Origin of the sequence: Paenibacillus sp. RS8, from assembly GCF_041956825.1 — a bacterium.
In the GTDB taxonomy this organism is placed as follows: Bacteria; Bacillota; Bacilli; order Paenibacillales; family Paenibacillaceae; genus Paenibacillus_AQ.
In genome coordinates this window covers 6,377,221-6,396,544 of sequence record NZ_CP168131.1, presented here as the reverse complement: position 1 = coordinate 6,396,544, position 19,324 = coordinate 6,377,221, and the positions used below count along the sequence as shown (strand labels likewise).

At 42.4% G+C, this 19,324-nt stretch carries 20 protein-coding genes; 13 read left to right on the top strand and 7 right to left on the bottom strand.

Going from position 1 to position 19,324, the window contains the following annotated elements:
• Positions 1-30 precede the first annotated feature (30 nt).
• The 5 genes from ACDZ28_RS30125 to ACDZ28_RS30105 all read left to right on the top strand — a co-directional run bounded on the left by ACDZ28_RS30125 (position 31) and on the right by ACDZ28_RS30105 (position 4,864).
• On the top strand, positions 31-882 hold the full coding sequence (locus ACDZ28_RS30125; protein ID WP_375103497.1) for an ABC transporter permease: 852 nt from the start codon (positions 31-33) through the stop codon (positions 880-882).
• Positions 879-1,691: an ABC transporter permease gene (locus ACDZ28_RS30120; protein WP_375103496.1), complete on the top strand. Its 813-nt coding sequence runs from the start codon at positions 879-881 to the stop codon at positions 1,689-1,691. The genes ACDZ28_RS30125 and ACDZ28_RS30120 overlap by 4 nt, the downstream gene beginning before the upstream one ends.
• Positions 1,692-1,721: 30 nt before the next feature.
• On the top strand, positions 1,722-3,080 hold the full coding sequence (locus tag ACDZ28_RS30115) for an LLM class flavin-dependent oxidoreductase (protein WP_375103495.1): 1,359 nt from the start codon (positions 1,722-1,724) through the stop codon (positions 3,078-3,080).
• Positions 3,081-3,262: 182 nt separating this feature from the next.
• Positions 3,263-4,410 (top strand): IS3 family transposase gene (locus ACDZ28_RS30110; protein WP_139328662.1). Its coding sequence is split into 2 segments (ribosomal slippage): positions 3,263-3,521 and positions 3,521-4,410, totalling 1,149 coding nucleotides; the frame shifts between segments, so codons are not numbered across the junction.
• A gap of 163 nt (positions 4,411-4,573) precedes the next feature.
• A complete protein-coding gene (locus ACDZ28_RS30105) occupies positions 4,574-4,864 on the top strand; it encodes a MazG nucleotide pyrophosphohydrolase domain-containing protein (RefSeq protein WP_341114220.1) in 291 nt (96 codons plus the stop codon).
• Between the two features lie 59 nt (positions 4,865-4,923).
• Here ACDZ28_RS30105 and ACDZ28_RS30100 read toward each other — a convergent pair whose 3' ends face one another.
• Positions 4,924-5,673 (bottom strand): SDR family NAD(P)-dependent oxidoreductase, encoded by a 750-nt coding sequence (locus ACDZ28_RS30100; RefSeq protein ID WP_076121845.1) that lies wholly within the window; start codon positions 5,671-5,673, stop codon positions 4,924-4,926.
• 163 nt (positions 5,674-5,836) lie between these two features.
• On the opposite strand from ACDZ28_RS30100, the gene ACDZ28_RS30095 reads away from it, so the two are divergent.
• From ACDZ28_RS30095 to ACDZ28_RS30070, 6 genes are all read left to right on the top strand, one after another.
• Entirely contained in the window at positions 5,837-6,748 is a 912-nt protein-coding gene (locus ACDZ28_RS30095; protein WP_375103494.1) for a LysR family transcriptional regulator, read from the top strand.
• Between the two features lie 147 nt (positions 6,749-6,895).
• Complete coding sequence (locus tag ACDZ28_RS30090; RefSeq protein ID WP_375103493.1) at positions 6,896-7,075, top strand: GH32 C-terminal domain-containing protein; 180 nt, start codon at positions 6,896-6,898, stop codon at positions 7,073-7,075.
• A gap of 39 nt (positions 7,076-7,114) precedes the next feature.
• Positions 7,115-7,285, top strand: coding sequence for a hypothetical protein (locus ACDZ28_RS30085; protein WP_375103492.1), 171 nt, complete (start codon positions 7,115-7,117; stop codon positions 7,283-7,285).
• Positions 7,286-7,472: 187 nt separating this feature from the next.
• A complete protein-coding gene (locus tag ACDZ28_RS30080; protein WP_375103491.1) occupies positions 7,473-13,922 on the top strand; it encodes a phosphodiester glycosidase family protein in 6,450 nt (2,149 codons plus the stop codon).
• A 393-nt stretch (positions 13,923-14,315) separates the two neighbouring features.
• The gene (locus ACDZ28_RS30075; protein ID WP_042190416.1) at positions 14,316-14,975 is read left to right on the top strand and encodes a helix-turn-helix domain-containing protein; all 660 of its coding nucleotides are present in this window, start codon (positions 14,316-14,318) and stop codon (positions 14,973-14,975) included.
• 119 nt (positions 14,976-15,094) lie between these two features.
• Positions 15,095-15,403, top strand: coding sequence for a hypothetical protein (locus ACDZ28_RS30070; protein WP_042129778.1), 309 nt, complete (start codon positions 15,095-15,097; stop codon positions 15,401-15,403).
• A 182-nt stretch (positions 15,404-15,585) separates the two neighbouring features.
• Here ACDZ28_RS30070 and sda read toward each other — a convergent pair whose 3' ends face one another.
• From sda to ACDZ28_RS30045, 5 genes are all read right to left on the bottom strand, one after another.
• A complete protein-coding gene (gene sda / locus ACDZ28_RS30065) occupies positions 15,586-15,759 on the bottom strand; it encodes a sporulation histidine kinase inhibitor Sda (protein WP_081390100.1) in 174 nt (57 codons plus the stop codon).
• A 217-nt stretch (positions 15,760-15,976) separates the two neighbouring features.
• Complete coding sequence (locus ACDZ28_RS30060; RefSeq protein WP_052414675.1) at positions 15,977-16,309, bottom strand: LytTR family DNA-binding domain-containing protein; 333 nt, start codon at positions 16,307-16,309, stop codon at positions 15,977-15,979.
• Between the two features lie 21 nt (positions 16,310-16,330).
• Positions 16,331-16,450: a cyclic lactone autoinducer peptide gene (locus tag ACDZ28_RS30055; RefSeq protein ID WP_139328656.1), complete on the bottom strand. Its 120-nt coding sequence runs from the start codon at positions 16,448-16,450 to the stop codon at positions 16,331-16,333.
• Positions 16,447-16,974 carry an accessory gene regulator ArgB-like protein gene (locus ACDZ28_RS30050; protein ID WP_042132337.1) on the bottom strand — a complete coding sequence of 176 codons (528 nt, stop codon included), beginning with the start codon at positions 16,972-16,974 and terminating at the stop codon, positions 16,447-16,449. Before ACDZ28_RS30050 ends, ACDZ28_RS30055 begins: the two co-directional genes overlap by 4 nt.
• Positions 16,955-17,359: a hypothetical protein gene (locus tag ACDZ28_RS30045; RefSeq protein ID WP_375103490.1), complete on the bottom strand. Its 405-nt coding sequence runs from the start codon at positions 17,357-17,359 to the stop codon at positions 16,955-16,957. The genes ACDZ28_RS30050 and ACDZ28_RS30045 overlap by 20 nt, the downstream gene beginning before the upstream one ends.
• A gap of 395 nt (positions 17,360-17,754) precedes the next feature.
• Here ACDZ28_RS30045 and ACDZ28_RS30040 point away from each other — a divergent pair, with 395 nt between their 5' ends.
• Positions 17,755-18,273 (top strand): DinB family protein, encoded by a 519-nt coding sequence (locus tag ACDZ28_RS30040; RefSeq protein WP_375103489.1) that lies wholly within the window; start codon positions 17,755-17,757, stop codon positions 18,271-18,273.
• Positions 18,274-18,383: 110 nt separating this feature from the next.
• Here ACDZ28_RS30040 and ACDZ28_RS30035 read toward each other — a convergent pair whose 3' ends face one another.
• A complete protein-coding gene (locus ACDZ28_RS30035; protein WP_042129772.1) occupies positions 18,384-18,953 on the bottom strand; it encodes a thymidine kinase in 570 nt (189 codons plus the stop codon).
• A 158-nt stretch (positions 18,954-19,111) separates the two neighbouring features.
• Here ACDZ28_RS30035 and ACDZ28_RS30030 point away from each other — a divergent pair, with 158 nt between their 5' ends.
• Positions 19,112-19,321, top strand: coding sequence for a hypothetical protein (locus tag ACDZ28_RS30030; RefSeq protein ID WP_042129770.1), 210 nt, complete (start codon positions 19,112-19,114; stop codon positions 19,319-19,321).
• The last annotated feature ends 3 nt before the right edge of the window (positions 19,322-19,324 follow it).

The window sequence follows — 19,324 nt, the reverse complement described above, 5'->3', positions numbered from 1 at the left end:
AAACCACAGATGTAGAAAAGAGGTTGTGACATGCAATTCAGTGCTGAAAAAGCTGTGATCTCACCACTTATACAAAAGAAGAGTCCGGCAAAGAGACGCGGTCTTTCCATCCAAACGACGAATATATTGCTTGGACTTATTTTGCCGGTAGCTATTCTTCTCATTTGGGAAATAGCCGGAGCGATGGGAAAGCTCAATCCCATATTGCTGCCAAGGCCAAGCGAAATATGGTTGGAACTGGTCAGCCTGACCGCATCCGGTGAACTGGCGAGACATTTGGGCATCTCTGCTTGGCGGGCACTGCTTGGTTTCCTAATTGGGGGAGGGCTTGGCTTAGCCGCTGGACTGTGGGTAGGCTTTTCATACAAAACAGAACGTTTGCTGGATCCGTCGCTGCAAATGCTGCGCACGCTGCCCCATTTGGCAATTGCTCCGCTATTTATTTTGTGGTTCGGATTCGGTGAAACATCCAAAATATTGTTGATTGCTAAAGGCTCGTTTTTCCCATTATACGTGAACACATTCCTGGGAATCCGCTCGGTGGATGATAAGCTGTTTGATGTGGGGAGAGTCCTGCAATTCAGTAAATGGCAGATGGTCAGTAAGTTAATCATTCCAGCTTCACTGCCGAACATCTTTTTAGGTATTCGCTTGTCAGTGGGAATTGCTTGGCTTGGTCTTGTGGTTGCGGAAATGATGGGCTCTAGCTCAGGTGTTGGTTATCTTATCAATGATGCGCGATCGTTCTCTTTGACTACAGTGGTGTTCGTTGGGATCATCGTGTTTGCCGTAGTAGGGAAGCTGTCAGACTCACTCGTTAAGCTGTTAGAATCTAGATTGCTGAGGTGGCAGGACAGTTATAAAGGAGATAAAGGATCATGAGCGAACATACATCCAGCACTAAAATAGAGCGTCAAGGTGATGCGTTAAAATGGATTCCGAAAAAACTGCATGGCTGGATCGTACCCCTTGCCTTGGTAGCGATTTGGGAAGTGGCCGCGGCGCTCCATTTAGTCTCTGCGACAACACTGCCTGCTCCATCCAGCATCATTGCCCAGTTCTTCTCTTTAATTGCCAGCGGTGAATTGCTCCGACATTTGGGGATTAGCGCTTATCGTGCAGGACTTGGGTTTTTATTGGGGTCTGCGACGGGCCTGCTGCTTGGTTTATCTACAGGACTTGGGAAATTAGTAGAACGAACACTAGATCCCTCTTTGCAAATGCTTCGAACAATACCTTTACTTGCCCTTATTCCGTTATTTATTTTGTGGTTTGGTGTGGGCGAGTTTTCCAAAATATTAATGATTTCATTAGGTGCATTTTTCCCGGTGTACTTAAACACCTTCCTTGGGATACGCAATGTTGATATCAAGCTGGTTGAAGTATCCCGCATTTTCCAATATACAAGATGGCAGCTGCTTAGCAAAATGATTATTCCAGCCGCATTACCTAACATTTTACTTGGTATTCGGTTGTCGCTTGGTGCATCGTGGCTTGTACTTGTCGTTGCGGAGATGATGGGAACTAGTGCGGGTATAGGCTACATGATTCAAGATGCCAGAGCTTATTCGCAAACAGATATTGTATTTGTTGGGATTTCAATCTTTGCCGTAATCGGAAAACTCTCGGACTCAGCTATTCGCCTGCTCGAGAGAAGATGGCTTCATTGGCGTGATACATTCAAAGGTTAACGAACTTAGAATACGAAAGGCAGGGTCATTATGGGAACTAGACAAGATCAGCTACATTTAGGTGCATTTATTTATTATTCAGGTCATCATCATTATGGCTGGCGCCATCCTGAATCAGGAGCGGATAAAATATTCAACTATAAATTTTATCGCGAATTGGCACAGACTGCCGAGCGCGGGAAGTTCGATATGATGTTTTTAGCGGATTTGTTGTATGTAATGGGGGCGGATCAAGCAGCTTCGGGTATGTTGGACCCATTGACCCTGTTGTCTGCCCTTTCGACAGATACAGAAAAACTCGGATTAACAGCCACTGTATCAACCACGTATAACGAACCTTATAATGTAGCCCGCAAATTTGCATCATTAGATCATATTAGTGAAGGTCGAGCCGGCTGGAACATAGTTACTTCTCAGCTCGATGTGGAAGCTTATAACTATGGGAAGCCGGAGCATCCTGAGCATGGGCTCCGTTACCGCATGGCACGGGAATTTGTTGAGGTTGCAACGCTTCTCTGGGACAGCTGGGAAGATGACTCTCTGATCGTTAACCGCGAAAAAGGGAAATTTGCGGATGCGACGAAGATCAAAGAAGTGGAATACAAAGGGGAGTGGTATTCTACGAAAGGCACTCTCAATGTACCTCGTTCACCTCAAGGGTATCCCGTACTTATTCAAGCCGGTTCTTCTGCTCCAGGGCAAGATTTTGCAGCTAGCTTTGGTGAGGTGATCTTCACAGCACAGCAGTCACTTGAAGCAGCCAAGGCTTTCTATGAAAGTGTCAATTCTAAATTAGCAAATTACGGCCGTGAACGCGGCAGCTTAAAAATTATGCCTGGTTTGTCCCCGATTATCGGAGCGACTGAAGAGGAAGCACAGCGGAAATATAAGGAACTGCAGGAACTGATTCCTCCTGCTGCTGTTGTGGGTATGTTGTCTGGGATGTTGCAATTTGACCTGTCTGAATATCCAGTGGACGGACAGCTACCTGATATTCCTGATCCAGTAGAAGCATCGAATGGAATGAAGAGCCGGGTTCAGCTGATTATGGATATGGCTCGTAAGGATAAGTTATCCATCTTAGAATTAGGACGCCGTTTGCTTGGTGCAAGAGGTCATATGCAGTTTGTTGGAACTTACGAACAATTAGCTGACCTTATGCAATTGTGGTTCGAAGAATATGGCTGCGATGGATTTAACATTATGCCACCAGTACTGCCAGGCAACTTGGATGAATTCGTAGATCATGTGGTGCCTATTTTGCAAGCACGTGGCTTATTCCGTACCGAGTATACAGGCAGTACTCTTCGTGAACATCTGGGACTGGAACGCCCGGATGTCCGTCATTTCCATAATCGTAGAGTGGCTGAAACAGCGGCTAGTAAATAGTTCGCCCAAGGGAAGTAAAGGATTCTGTACAGTATAGACCTGTTGATTCCTTTCGTAGTGAAGGTAAAATGCAAAGAAGCGATTCTTCATTCATTGAGGTGGTATTATCCCCTCATGGTTGACAGTGAAAAAAGAGCACATGGTATCATGTGTTTAACACAGTCGACCGGAGGGGATTTTTCATGGCTAAAAAAGGGCAGACGTTTACGAAGTATTCAGAAGAGTTGAAGAAAGAGGCGGTTCGTCTTCACTTAGAGGAACATATGAGCTATTCACAGATTCTAGAAAAACTCGACATCAAGAGCGATGCTCAGTTGGTGAGATGGATACGTAAGTTTAAAAGTGGGGAGTCCTTTGAGGACCGACGCGGTAAAGGTGGAAGGAAACATTTTGACAGTAAAGACGAAGAAATTGCGTATTTGAAGGCACAGGTCGAATACTTAAAAAAGCTCAATCCCAATCTACATGGGGAGGGAAGTTGGATACAAATATCCGGTGCCAATCCATTCAAGAAATGAGCAAGCGATACCCGATTGTTTGGCTGTGCAAACTGGCTGAATTGTCCCGGGCTGCATACTACAAATGGAAAAAGACCTCTGACCTGCGGGAAGAACGCCAAGAGAAGGATGCGAACCTTAAGGAACATATCTTAGCCATTCATCGGCTACGTCCTGCCTATGGCTATAAGCGAATGCGTACAGCGCTTCGCAAAGAGGGATTCCCCGTAAACCATAAGAAAGTTCGCAGGTTGATGAGAGAGCTAGGCATCCAATCGGTGATTCGCAAGAAACGCCCGTTTGCCGGACGTAAGCCTTCTGTCTTATTTCCAAACGTACTCAACCAGGAATTCACAGCCCACGCTCTTCAGCAAAAGTTAGTCACGGATATTACCTATATCCGTACAGGCCACGAATTTGTCTACTTATCTGTAGTGATGGATCTATACAATAACGAGGTTGTGGCTTGGAGAATCTCTGTCCGTAATGACTTAAAGCTTGTGATAGATACTGTGAAATCTCTCCAAGACTCAAAGGCTCTCCTACACTCTGACCAGGGCTTTCAGTACACGACTCGGACGTATGCCCAGGTTTTAGAGGACAAGGGTTTGGTCGGTAGCCACTCTCGCCGGGGGAACTGTTATGACAATGCTTGTATAGAGTCATTTTTTTCTCACCTGAAGACCGAGAAATTGTATTTGGAGAAGCCCAAGAATTTAGAAAATGCTGAACATTTGGTTAGGGAATACATTCTTTATTACAACAAGGAACGTTTCCAAAAAAAACTCGGCGACCTGTCTCCGGAAGAGTACCGGAACCAGATCGCCGCTTAGAAGGCTTCTTTTTTACTGTCTACTTGACGGGGCTATGACCAAGGAGTTGCTTCTTTTTTAGCATTGGGCGTTTGTGTTCTTCGATCAAAAGGATGATAATTGGAGAATGCGCAGGAATAATTACTTTACATAACTTTATATCCGAAAAGCGAGGCGTAAGAAAATGAATACATCTGAGTTTCAACAGTATGTGAAGAAGTTCAGTGAAACCAAAGGTTTTGACACTAGTAGCATTGAGCAGCGAATGTTGTACTTAATGACTGAAGTGGGGGAATTGTCCAAAGAGGTACTGTCCGTATCCTTCAATCCTGACGAAGAGAAGAAAGAAAACTTGGGATTTGAGATGTACGACGTGGTGTGGAATATTTTTGATCTGGCCAATAAACTGGATATTGATCTAGAGCAGGCATTTAAACGTAAGCTGGAAATCAATGAACAGAGATCATGGGAGTAATACAAAAAAATCCAAGGACATCCCGCTCGGGAAGCCTTGGATTTTTTGATCTAAATTTTTTATTTAAATGAAGCATAACCTTCATCCGCCATAACAACACTACCGTTAATTGCGCTAGCTTCTGGCAAGGAGAGCAAGTATACGGTATCAGCAACTTGTTCAGGTAGCGTTAATTTGTTACCCATGACTTTACTCTTCATCTCGTCGACCATTCCTTGGTCTTTATATCCTTGGATAATTGGGGTATCTACAGCACCTGGAGCAACGGCGAGTACGCGGATACCGTGAACGGACATTTCAAGCGCTGCCGATTTGGTCATCATTATGACCGCACCTTTAGAAGCGTGATAAGCGAATGTACCTGGGGAAGCCAGGAATCCAAATACAGAGGCAGTATTGATGATGACACCTTTGATGCCGAGTTCACGCATTTTTTTACCTGCCGCAATAATACCGTGGGCAACACCGTGCTGATTGACATTAATAACACTATGATAATCCTTAAGGTCTTGGTCTAGTACAGGAGTGACGCGGCCGATTCCGGCATTGTTGAACATGACGTCAATTCTTCCATAAGTGGTAACGGTCTTTTCAACCAGTGCTTCTACCTCTTCATATTTTGAAACATCGGTTTTGACGAAAATCGCTTCGCCACCATCCTTGATGATCTGTGCTACGGTTTCTTCACCTAATTGTTGATTGAAATCGGCAACGACCACTTGGTCACCTTTGCTTGCGAATTTAATAGCGGTTTGTTTCCCGATTCCACTGGCTCCACCTGTTATTACGGCTACTCTTTTATCTGTCATTTGTGATTCCTCCTCGAGAAATATAGTTATACTAGAAATATAGGTTCATATGGTGAAAAGGTTATTTACTAACTTATTTACATTGTAACACCAGTCCAAATTAATTAAAATTTAAGTAAATTTAATAGGTATTAAGTAAATATTAAGTTAGGGAGTGATTCAAATGAATTTAGAGCAATGCGAGAATATCGTAGAAGTCGCAAAGATTGGTTCACTAACCAAAGCCGCTCAGAATCGTCATATCACCCTGTCTGCGATAAGCCAGTCTATAACACTGTTAGAAGCGGAGTTGGGAGTTACTTTGTTCATTCGTTCGCGAGGCCAAAAAGCAGTTTCCACAGCAGAAGGACAGGCCATAATCAGCAAAGCAAATGAAGTCCTAATGAAAGTTAATGAATTAAAAGCTGAAGCACAGATTTACAGTGATACGTTAAGCGGTCATTTGAAGATTGCTACAATTCCGGGACCTATGCATCTAATAGTGAAGGTTATTTCTGGTTTTAAGATGGATTTTCCAAATGTGAAAATAGAGATTTTTGAAAAGGGACCTAAAGAGATTCTGGATAATGTGCTTCAGGATGAAGTGGATATCGGACTGATGGTCTCACCGGAGGGCTTATCAGATCAACATAAAGGGGTCGTATTTGAGAAATTAATGGAAGGAAAGATTGTCGTAGGCGTATATCCTCATTCACCATTAGCTTTAAATACAATGATTACCCCTGAACAGTTAGCAGGTCAGACGTTGGTTTTATACGATGATCATTACATACAGGACTTTGTGGAGCGATATTTACTGAAGGCTGGGCCGATGAATATCCTTTTTATAAGCAATAATACCCGAGCCATTGAGAATGCAGTTGCGGCAGGACTCGCGATTACGATCGGTATGGATTATTCTTTTATAAAAACATTTGAGGATTCTCAGAAGATTATGAAGACGATCGAGCTGCGATCTTCAGATCAGCATACTCCAGGTTCTATTGTTTCAGCTTCTAAACAAGGCTCAAAAACGGTCCGGAGATTTATCAACAGGCTTAAGCATGAGTTTGAGGAAGGGATCAGAAGAGGTTGAACGTTCATTTCTCCAATGTTGGAGAGCTTGAATTAGGAGAGGATGGAGCGCCCCGAAAAGATTACAAACATCAGTAACCATGCTAAATAATGAATACAAAGGATTACAATTAGTAAGAAAGCTACGACTATAGCACAAATCACTTCGATGCACCTATTCTTAGATCGCTCTTCGGTCGAGCTGTTTGCTAATGAAGGTCAAGCAGCAATGACCAGTCGGATTTATCCTACAGAAGCTCGTTCGGGAATCGAATTTTTTGAACACAATGGCGAAGTGACCATCACAGAATGTACGTACTGGAATTTAAAAAATATTTGGAAAGTATAATAAATAATTTATTGGGAATGAGTTTAGGAGGAACTGGAGTTGCTGAAAGAGACACAAGGAAGCTTAGTGTATCAACAAGTACTTTGTATCGGAGAATTATTAATTGCTAATCAAGTGGGTGCTATCGTGTGTACGAAGGTAGGCGCTATTGCTGCATTACCTACTTTAATTTTGGGTACCGATAGAAACCATCAAGCGCTGGCCGCTTGATGGTTTTTTATTTGTGCCCAGCAGGGACGGGCTGAAATATGAATTTGATGAATGAATTAGAAGAAGTTAACAGTATGCCTTGGTAAATTTAATTTAACCTTTACGCTTCCTAGTTAATATAAACCCTATGATGTTGTCCAAGCTCAGATCGTCATTAGGACAGCCAAGTGGGGAGGATGTCAACACAGTGAGAAGGTATTTAAGGCAAATTAATGTGGTAGTTATTTTTGTTTTGTTGATTTCGTTGTTGCAGCCGGGGGCATTTGTTCACGCTTCCATTTCAGATTTACCTGCTACAGAATATGGTACTGTTATTGATGTTCGTAAGACGGAGCTGGCACCTGAGGCGATGTATACCTGGATGGATCTTCAAAATGAACGTGGTTTGCAAAAGGTTCATGCTGTCGAGTTTAACCCGCAAAATCCTAACTTAGAGCTGCGGGCGGGCACGAAGGATGGAAAGGTTTATGGCATGAAGGGTGTAACGGAAATGGCATCTTATGCGGATACGCCTGGAAACCGTGTAATAGCAGGGGTTAATGGTGATTTTTATGAAATCTCCGGTTTTGCCACGGGTGTTCCTAACGGATTGTTTATGGATGAGGGTGTGATTCTGAACAGTTCGATCTCAGCTTTTACCTTCGGTTTAAAAGAAGACGGCAGCTCGATTTATGGTGTGCCGAAGTTAACTAAAAACATTACGATAAACGGAAAAACGACTAATCTAACCAGTATCAACCGTTATCGAAATACAAATGAGCTGGTTCTCTATACGGAAAATTATAATACAACTACAAAGTCGACCAATGAGGGTGACGAGGTTGTTCTAGATATTGTCGAAGGAGAAGTGAAAAGCGGTCAGACCTTGAAGCTGAAGGTGTCTGAAATCCGTAACAATCAAGGCAATACGCCGCTTTCCCAAGGAAAGGTGGTTTTGTCTGCTAATGGGACATCTCGTGCTGTTTTGCAGGGGTTATCGGTTGGTGATAGTGTTACTGCAAGCTTTGCGCTAAGTGGAGAATGGAATGAAGTCAAAGTAGCTATCGGCGGTGAAGGACCGCTGGTAAAGGACGGAGTAGTTCAACAAGGTGTAGGGCCTTTAGGTATTCATCCACGTACTGCCATTGGTACAAAAGCGGATGGCAGCATCGTTCTTTTCGAAGTAGATGGAAGATCACCGGGCTTTAGTGAAGGCGTAGATACCGATGAACTGGGAAAAATAATGAAAGATATGGGCGTTATTAACGCCATGAATCTAGATGGTGGCGGTTCATCTACCTTTGTTGCCAAAATGCCAGGTACTACCGGCGTTAAAATGATGAACCAGGGCTCGGATGGCTACGAACGTAAAACCGGCAACGGTTTGCTTATCGTCAACACAGCTCCTGAGCAATCTGCAGCTTCTAAGCTGGTTGTGCAGCCGAATACGGAACGTATTTTACAAGGCTCAACCTTTGCATTCAAAACCGCAGGCGTGGATGAGAATGGACATCCAGCTCCGTATTCAGGAACGGTGAATTGGCAGGTGGATGACGGTCTTGGAACCATTGACGGAAATGGAGTCTTAACAGCAGGAACCTCCGCCGGAACCGGAAAGGTGACTGTAGAAGCTGATGCGGTCAAAGGCAGCGGCGAAATCGAAGTGGTGGATAAGCTCACAGAGCTTAAATTTCCTGATGTAATCAAAACGTATTCTTCAGGTGCTACTGCACCATTGACCATAAAAGCTCTTCGGAATGGACAGGTTATTCAAGCAGATAATCATAGCTTCGAGTGGCGAGTTGAAGGCGAGATCGGGACAGTGGACAAGAATGGTCTGTTTCAAGCGACGAGCGAGAACGGAAAGAATGGTAAGATTATCGCTAAATACGGCAATGTAGAGACATCATTTGAAGTTAATGTTGGATTACCACCAGTAATGCTGGAGGATTTTGAGAGTGGAATCAATAAATATGTAGCTTCCAGTGCTGCTGCCAACAGTGTGAAGCTTCTAGAAGTAACAGATCAGGATTTTGTCCGCAGTGGGGATAAAGCCTTGAAGCTGGAATATGATTTTGTGGGGAAGACAGGTACATCTGGAGCATATGTAGCTGCGAGTTCAACCGAAAATCGAATTCAAATTCCGGGTTATCCTGAGAAAATCAGTATGTGGATTTATGGAGATGGTAAAAAGCACTGGCTGCGAGGACAGATTCGTGATGGCAATAATGCAGCGGTGCCTGTGGATTTTACGGATCAGGTGAACGGTGTGAACTGGACCGGATGGAAATACGTTGAAGTCTCCGTTCCCAAGGGAAAAGCCACACCTTTAACGATGGATATGCCTGTTCGCTATATGGAGACCAGTAATCTTAATAAGAGCGAAGGTGCTATTTACGTAGATGATATTCGCGCCATTTATGGTCCGCTAGAGGAAGATAGAACACCTCCAGTGCTTAAAGATGCTTATCCTGGTGTGAACGAAATTGTAAAAACAGCTACGCCAACCCTATCTATCAATGGTGAGGATGATGGTTATGATCCTGTAGCCCATCCAGGAACGACCTTAATTGATCCTGCAAAGACTCGGGTTTTTGTAGATGATCAATTAGTAGAGCATGGATTTTATCCACCAAAGGGACAAATTACTTATAAGCCTAAGGTTCCGCTAACTGAAGGTAGACATAAAGTAAAAGTAGCTATTCGCGATATGAGCGGTAATCAGACAATAAAAGAATGGTATTTTACTGTGAATCTAGGATCACCATTCTATGTATACAAAACGCCAGAAGTAGTATACGCCGGCAGCACATACTCTTTGGATGTAACCGCGGAAAAGGCAAACAAGCTTAGGGAAGGAAACCTTACGTTTGCTTTTAATCCTGCTGCAGTTAAAGATTTGCAGGTGATTCGGGGGAGTAAGGTAACAGAAGCCCAAATGACATCACTTATTGATCCGGTACTGGGAACTGTACGCCTTACCTTAAGCGACATAAATAGCTCTAATCTTGGTGATAAAGATCTCATCGGCCAAATTCAATACACAGTTCGAAATGATTATTTAGGTCCCTATACACAAGAACAGTTGGCTGGAGACATCAGTAAACCGTTTGTAATTGAGAATACATCCGGTTCTGTAACCTCTACGGAGGGTACGGGAATCCCTATTTCTTTTGTTGGGGCAGCTGTTGAATCTGTGGTGAAGACACAGTTAATGCTCACTTGGAATCATTACGATATAGCCAAAGGCTTTGATGCTTCTTTTTCGGTAAAGGATTTGAGTGGAAATGGCGTTGAGGGTGCTTCGCTACTGATTGATGGTGTGGAGGTACAAGGAGCAGTCTCAGGGGCAAACGGAATACTTTCAACGGCTTCCGTTACTTCTGCAGAAGGAACGTTTAAATTACAGACAGTGAAGGGGAATGTCTACAGTCCTGTAATGACATTCAGAGTTGCTCCATACGACGGAACAACTGCTCCGCGGAATGTGAATGTTACGATGGGACTCGATGCAGCAACCTCCCGTCAATTTACTTGGCAAACCGAACCGTTAACCAGGGACACTGTAGTTGAACTTGTGAAAAAAGCAGATTTCACGAGCTTTCAAGCCGAAAATGTAATAAAAATAACTGGCAGCAGTTCGATCTACAACACTAACAATGACGGAACAATGCGCGTTCACAAAGCGGAGGCAGTAGGGCTTACCCCTGGAACGGAATATGTATATCGTGTGGGGGATGGGAAGTTAAATGTAAGTGCGCAAGGAACCTTCGTTACAAGCGGGGGGGAGAGCATTTCTACAAAATTCCTGTTCATCGGTGATTCCCAAGCTGACTCGAAAGCAGGTTTTGGTCTTTGGGGAAATACGATTCAGGCTGCTTTTGCCTACATGCCAGATGCAGAGATGCTAGTTCATGCAGGTGACATGGTGGATAAAGGATTTGAACAAGAGCAGTGGAATTGGTGGTTCGATGCTGCGCAGCAACAGCTCCTGAATACCACACTTGTCCCGATTATCGGGAACCATGAAGTGATGGGAACGAATGGAGACGGGGATTACCTAGCACAATTCAATAATCCGCAAAATGGTGCAGCGAGTGTGAAAGGGACGAACTATTCCTTTGATGTGAAGGATACTCACTTTGTGGTCATGAATACAGAACATTCAGGTAGTCCGTTTGCAGAACAGGCAGAGTGGCTGGATCAGGATCTTTCAGCTACAGATAAAAAGTGGAAGGTGATCTTTTTCCATCAAGGTCCCTACGGCAGTATCTACTCTAATGAGCAGGTGCAAGCAAAGTGGGTACCAGTGTTTGATAAGCATAATGTGGATCTTGTTATGAATGGCCATGATCATATTTACTTACGAACTTTTCCGATGAAGGATGGTAAGCAGGTAGCGGAAGGCGAAGGTACTCGATATGTGATCGGAGGTTCCTCGGGTCCTAAGTTCTATGCGTTGACGCCACGTTTTTGGCAGGAAAAAATATATGATGAGGATGAACAAATTTATACCGCTGTTGAGATTGCCGAGAATGAGATTACGGTTACTGCAAGAACGGTTGATGGTGTGGAAATTGACCGTCTAGTTATCGGGAAAATTGTTCTAGAATCTATTGCGCTGGATCAAACCACTGTAGAGCTTGAACCTGGTGCTAGCATTCAACTGCAAGCTAAGGTTCAACCAGAACAGGCTAATCATCTAAAAAAGATTTGGTCCATCGTTTCTGACACTACTGAATCAGTGGTCACTGTAAATGAGAGCGGCCTCGTCACATCATTGAAGCCAGGTATAGCTAGGGTAAGAGTTGCAGTGGAAGGTTACCCGAATATTTATGCGGAGAGTACGATAAACGTAGATGTTCTGCAATCTATTAAGCTTCAGGGCAAAAGAGAGCTTAAACTGGAAGAAGCTGATCAGACGGTAACTGAAGCCGTTTATGCGTCAGGTAAACGTATGCCGATATTAGATGGACTTCATTATTCCAGCTCAAATGAGAATGTTGCTACAATCAACGATCAGGGCTTAATTCAGACCTATAAGGAAGGTACAACAGTAATTGCAGTTACCTATAGAGAGTTCTCCTCGGAGTACAACCTTGTCGTAACAACGGATGTGGCTTCTGAGCTAATAGGAATCGCGATTAAAGGGCCGGATTCGTTGGAGCTGGGTAGTAAAGGCTCTGTTGTCGTTCAGGCTGTGTACAGTGATGGCAGCACGCTAAAATTGATCGAAGGCGTAAAATATGATACTTCCGATCATGTCGTTGCGATGATTAGTGAGACAGGAGAACTTCATGCTCTAACTGTCGGTACAACAAAAGTCAGTGCTGTTTATAACGGGTTAAGTACTGAATATGAATTGACAGTGACAGAAGGTTCACCAGGGACGACACCAACACCGACACCAGAACCAACACCAACACCAGAACCAACACCAACACCAGAACCAACACCAACGCCAGGTGGCTGGGTGCCGGGACCTATGGTGACACCAACGCCTACATTCTCACCAACACCGTCGGCATCTGCACAAGTGGGAGTTGTAACGATAACAGAATCTCAGTTGTCAGCGAACAAGAATGCACAAGGTGAAGTTGTGGTTTCCATTGACGAAGTGGTAACGGGAATACTTTTGCCAGGGAATGCAGTTGAACTACTTGGCAGTGCATCCCTCAGAGTGGTTACGAAGGAATTGACGGTTATTATCCCTGTGAGGGTATTGGCGGATATAAGTAAGCTGAACCCTGCTGGAATCACTGCCGAAAGTAAGATTTCACTTCAATTGAATTCAGTAGCTAGCGATGCAGCAGCGGAACTGATTAATCGTGCGGAAACACTTGCGGGTGCACAATTGAGAGTGATAAGTGATATGCGGGAATGGTCGCTTAGCGTGATAACTGAACAAGGAAAGAGCTTCAGGTTAAGTAAGTTTGCAGAGCCGATCACGATTTCATTTAAGGTTGACGCGAATGTAAATCGACGTTTATTAGGGATTTATCACATTGATGATGCTGGTAATCTGGAGTATATGAATAGTAATTGGTTGGAAGGTTATATTGTTGCTCCTATCAGTCATTTTAGTAAATATGCATTATTAGAATACGACAAGGATTTTAGTGATCTGAAATCCGATCATTGGGCATTCCTTACTGTGAAACAGCTCGCAGCTAAGCAGCTTGTACAGGGCGTAACAGCGGATCATTTTGATCCCAACAGATCGGTTACACGTGCTGAATTTACTGCGATGCTAGTTCGCGTACTTGGGCTGAAAGGTCAAACGGAAGCCGTATTCGCCGATGTAGCTACGGACAAATGGTATGCCGAAGCCGTAGGCTTAGCGAGACAAGCTGGAATTGTTACTGGCCAGAATTCTTTACAGTTTGAACCAGATGCTAAGATTTCTCGTCAAGAGATGGCTGCGATGCTGGCTCGTGCATATGCTTACGCCAAGAAAACAGTAGCTGTCGATAGTCTTAACGGTATGGCATTTAAAGATATTGCTGCTACTCCGAAATGGGCTCAAGAGGCTATCAGCGAGGTGCTCAGACTTGGATTGATGCAAGGACGTGGGGAAGGGCAATTTGCTCCGAAACAAAATGGCACTCGTGCCGAAAGTGCACAGATGATCATCAACTTGTTGAATGTTATGGAGTAATGATTTTGGCCAGTCTCAGAAAATTGGGGACTGGCTATTTTTTGGTCCATTTTTTTTTAGTTTTCGGACTCCACAGCTCTTATTGTCATATTTTTGAATCGGCTCGCCGTATATTTTAATGAATAGCTGCATCTGAGTCCGTTAGGTGAGCGAAAAAGCAGAAATCAGCTAATAAGGTCTCAACAGTCAGATACGTTTGATTTTCCAACCCGAGAACACAATCCAAAACCTGGAAGACGAACGCCTATTCTTATCCTGTTTTTGTGACAAGAGGGTTATATTGGTTCTTGAATAGTGGGAATTACCCTTCAGAAGCAAGTAAATGCTAGGATTAATTGTTATTAGCCAACACAAATTGTTATGTTGTGTTATGATAGTAGGGAGGTGACTCCCATGAATGATTTTGAGAACTATCCCGATGAGCTGGGTAATTTCATTCGGCACATCAGAAAAACGAGAGGGTTAACCTTAAGAGGACTGGAAGAAAAGAGCGGTATTAGCTACTCACAGCTTAGCAAGATCGAACGTGGAGAGAGCATTCCGCTTAAAGACAATCTGGACAAGATCATTGAAGCGCTTGGAACAGATCTGAAGAATCGGATGTATCATTTGGCAGACTATATGCCTGATATTGAATATATCAAGACCTTGAAGCATGGTTATGAACTGCCGCAGCTTAAACAGTCTCAAGACTACATTTATGAGACGGCCTTTAACAAGCTTAAGGAATTCAGGGCAAAGGAAGGTAAAGAAACTTCTTATGTTTCCTTTGATTCTAATGAAGTCATAGTTTATGAAACCGAATATGGGGCAGGAATGGTAATAGAGAAGATTGAGAAATACAATCTTACTGACGTCCTGAACGATAAGTTTGAGGGTTGCCTCGACTCCTTAAGAAAGAGCCCTCGGAAAGGGCGTCAAGCCTTTCTATTTGGCGAGTGGTTACGGGAGTGCGTTTATGAGCTGAAGGAAGAAGAACAGGATCAGGTCATACAAGCGCTCAAAGAATTTACACAATTTAAAGTACAACAAATAAAGGGTGCTTATAAATAATGTATGTTTCATAAATGATCTCAAAAATGAATAATGTTGCCCTTTCTTGCAGCCATCTATTCATCTTGATCCATAAACTAACAACTAAAAATGGTTTGACAGAAAAGGGGATATTAATAATGAAAATTAACATGAAGTTTACCAGCAAGGGAAAAGTCGCTATAGAGAATTTTAATAACGAGGAATTGCTGGAGATCTTCGCACGATACATCAAGACATTATCCAAAAAGTATGATATCGAAGTTGATGTTCCTCTTGACGAGAATCAAAATATTGTTGGTGATGGGGCAGTAATCGCGACTGCTAAAAATGTAAAATGTGATGTAGAAACTTTTTTCAAAGAGCTGGGTAGAGATATTAAAGTTCCATTGAAGAAGAGACTTGGCGGGAAATTGGAAAATGTATTTAAAACTGAAATTACGGAGTAGGGACTATTCTATTTAGATGGAGTAATCCTTGTTTCAAACAAAGAAGGTAGGGCCATTAGAGGCTCTACCTTCTTTATGTTGATGAAGTTAACATGAAGACAAACCAGAGAGCACTCGGAGTAGAAGTCATGGGAAATTATATAATTGCGTCATAATAAGCGAATGAAATCGTGTCGGGGATGTTATATTTCTTTAGAATGTATGAGATCTCTACTGTCTAAGATCTCTTTAACAATCTCAATGAAATCTGGTAAAGCTTGTGCCTCAACCGCTAACGCATAGATGTTAAGTAATTCTTCATCAGATATCGATTCAAGAGATGAGGGGCGAGGTGAGGGATGAAAATAGTAATTCATTTGGTTCCTCCATCATATGTTTGTTTTTATTTCGCATTTATCTATATGGTATCATTTGGAATACAATCCGTCCCCTGTCATTCATCTTACGAATTTATCTTTACATCTGAGGATAATTATGGCATAATGTCTTTTTTTATGCGATTATAGGATGGATTACTTTAAATTTTAATAAATAAAAAAAGATCCCGACATGTAGAGACATGCCGGGATCTTTTTAATCGGAGTCTTTCTTTAGAGTAGATAAGTACTTTTTTAGGCGAGGTTCATTGGACTCCGAAACAGTTGCAAACTGCTCGCCATGATTAAAATAAACGATTTTTCGTTCGGAATCATAGCCTTCGATGTTGTTAATATTGACTACATTGCTGCGGTCAAGGCGTTTAAATCCCTTACCCTCATACGCTGTGAAAAGATCGGAAAGAGTGGTGGGGAGAACAAATTCGCCTTCTTTCGTATGGACGAATATTGTATTCTTATAATTCGAGAAATACAATATTTCTTCCTCCAGAATATCACAGGAGGAACCGTCTTTCTGTAAGACACGCATCTTTTCCCCATCCTTGTTTAATTACTTACGCAATTCTTTTGGAATTTCTGGACTGTGAATGTAAGGCTTGATTATTGTTGCAAAGACAAGAGCGGACATGCCAAGCGCACTAGAAGCAACACGAGCGAGCGTTTTCTTCATCTACTGGACCTCCCCTGTAAAGGAATGATTACTGTTAAGGACTGGATGAAAAAAGCCAGTCCGATGACAGACGAGTTAATCCAAAAATTTGCGAGCACTAACAGGATGGATAACAGTTTCAATCCTAGGTACCAGTCTTTAGAGAGTTGTGCATTTCGATCTGGATTCGGAGCAAATAAGATCATTGAAATCATACTAAATAGATTAATCCAGAGCAAATAACTATGTGTAAGGAATGTAAGATGGGGGATTAACGAACATATGAAAATGGACGTTATATTACAGGCTGTTGCAGTTTTCAAATGGGCTCCGCCAGAACAAATCCTTAGCAATCCAAAACTTAGTAGCGCGATCAATGTTCCCATTAATTGCCCTGTAAAGCCCCCTATAAGTAGGGAAACTGTAATAATGAATAAAGTATTCAAAATAATACTCAGTGCATACTGCATTACTTCTATGGAATGAGTTTGCTCAGGGTTTGTTTTTTTTATGGCCGAAACGATTCTAAATGCTAAATGATTCATAGTCATTTCTGTCCTTTTTATAGGATAAGTACAAATATCCCCATAATATAACCCCATAACCAATAGGGATTAGAAGAAAATAGCTTGACTGAAAAAATAACGAAACGGAAGCGATTAGAAATAGAGCAGGAAGATTCAGAGCAAATAGTATTTTTTCGCTCGTACTTGGTTTTATTTTTATATCAGGTTTATCGGGTACAAAATCAAATCCTTTACGTTTTCGACGCATGTACACACCAATACCTATGGCAGCCAAAGCTGATAAAACTTGAAGTATAAATATATTGATAGAAACAGAGTTGGAAGAGTCTAAAGGGAACTTGATTACAAAGTTTAAAAAATAATATAGAGAGGTTTGAATCACGGAATATGCTTGATAAGCCATCCCGGTCAGTATGGAGGCATAAAAGGGATGAATTCGGAACAACAGCCACATAAAGAAAAACATTAGTGCATATTGTGAGAAAATATCTAATTGAAATAGGTCATAGTTCGTCCGAAGTGAATAGGAGAAAAACCCCATTACAAAACTTCCGAACACCATCTCCTTATGAAAGAGATCAATTTTGAAGATTTTAAAAGCTAAAAAGAAAATAGCATAGGTTTCTAGTCCTGAAAAAACCATGAAGAGAATAAAATCAAGCATGCCGACACTCCCGATGACTAGTTTAACAAATCTTAATATTGCAAGTATCATACATAATTAACTAAAATACAACTATGAGTACGTGATTTTTCTCCATATTTTTCAAAAAAATTCAATATGTGAGGAGTTTCTACATGAGTCAACGTCCAGAGAGTAGTGAGTATTTGAATGAGCTGTCAAAGTATATCTCTTTAGTACCAACAGAAGGGGATATTTGTACTATTTTTAGAGAGCAGACGGATGAGATTTGTAGTTTTATTTCGAACCTTACGGAAGAACAAGGAGAGCATCGTTACGCTCCTGACAAATGGAGTATTAAGCAAATGGTCGGCCATCTAGCGGATACTGGAAGAATTATGTCTTATCGTTTATTGCGCGTGGCAAGAGGAGATACGACCCCATTAGCGGGGTTTGAGGAAAAGGACTATGTACTTACCGCAAATTTCGAAGCGCACACTTTAGAAAAGCTGCTGGCTCATTACAAGCTTGTCCGAGAGTCAACGCAAGCCCTTTTAGATACTCTGCCGGAAGAAGCGTGGATTCGTATGGGAACGGTTAACAATGGACCCATCTCCGCGAGAGCAGTGGCCTGCTTAATGATCGGTCATGATCTTCATCATTTGAATATTCTTAAAGAAAGATATCTTGTATAAGCGAGTTAGATTTAAAAAAGCATTCCTGAGGCTAACGCGGCTTCGGAATGCTTTTTTAGCTTAAAGAAAATATTGGGGCCCTCCGCAAAGCCTCGCTTTGTGGGGATTTTTTATAGTGGTGGATTCTTGTGACATTTACGGCACACTGGATAGTAGGCTTCGTTGCCACCAATTTGGATTTGCTTACCGCTGTATACAGGCTTACCATTTTCTACTCTTAGAGCCATCGTTGCTTTTCGCTCGCAGAACCAGCAAATAGTCTTCATTTCCTCGATTTTATCAGCATAAATCAGCATGTATTTGCTGCCTTCAAATAGCTGGTTTTGGAAATCATTTTTAAGTCCAAATGCCATAACGGGAATGCCTAGTTCATCCACAATTCGTACTAGCTGTAAAATGCAGTCCTTGCTTAGAAATTGACACTCATCAATAAGTACACAGTGGGGTTTTGGCTGGTTACTGCTGACGATATTATAAATATCGGTATTCTCGTCGACGGGTATGGCCTGTTTCCGCAGCCCAATACGGGAGGAGATAAAACCAACTTCGTCCCGATCGTCTATGGATGGAGTGAAAATGAGCACTGATTTCCCTTGCTCTTCATAATTATGCGCAACCTTGAGTATCTCAATAGATTTACCGCTGTTCATTGCTCCGTATTTGAAAAACAATTGTGCCACTTCCATCTATCCTTTCGTATAAGCCAATTATCTAATCTTAAAAATGCGACCTTATTAGAGTATCATATTCGTGTCAGCTGTAGCCAGTGAAAACATTGCGATAGAATTGAATGTGGTATGATAAAAGGAATCATGTGATTGGAAAGGAAGTAATATGTGTGACTGAAAAAATAGACGAATACAAGGAACGGTTAGCTCTGATTCAGCAAAATGGAAATCTTTCTATCGAGGCTGAGGCTTTGCTGGAAGAGATGATGGCAGATTTGGTGGAATTGAATCGAAGCAATAAAGCGCTGCGGCGGGCAATAATGAAAACTGGGCAGGCCTCCACAATGTCGACTCGTTTAAGGGATGCACTGTACGAATAGAAA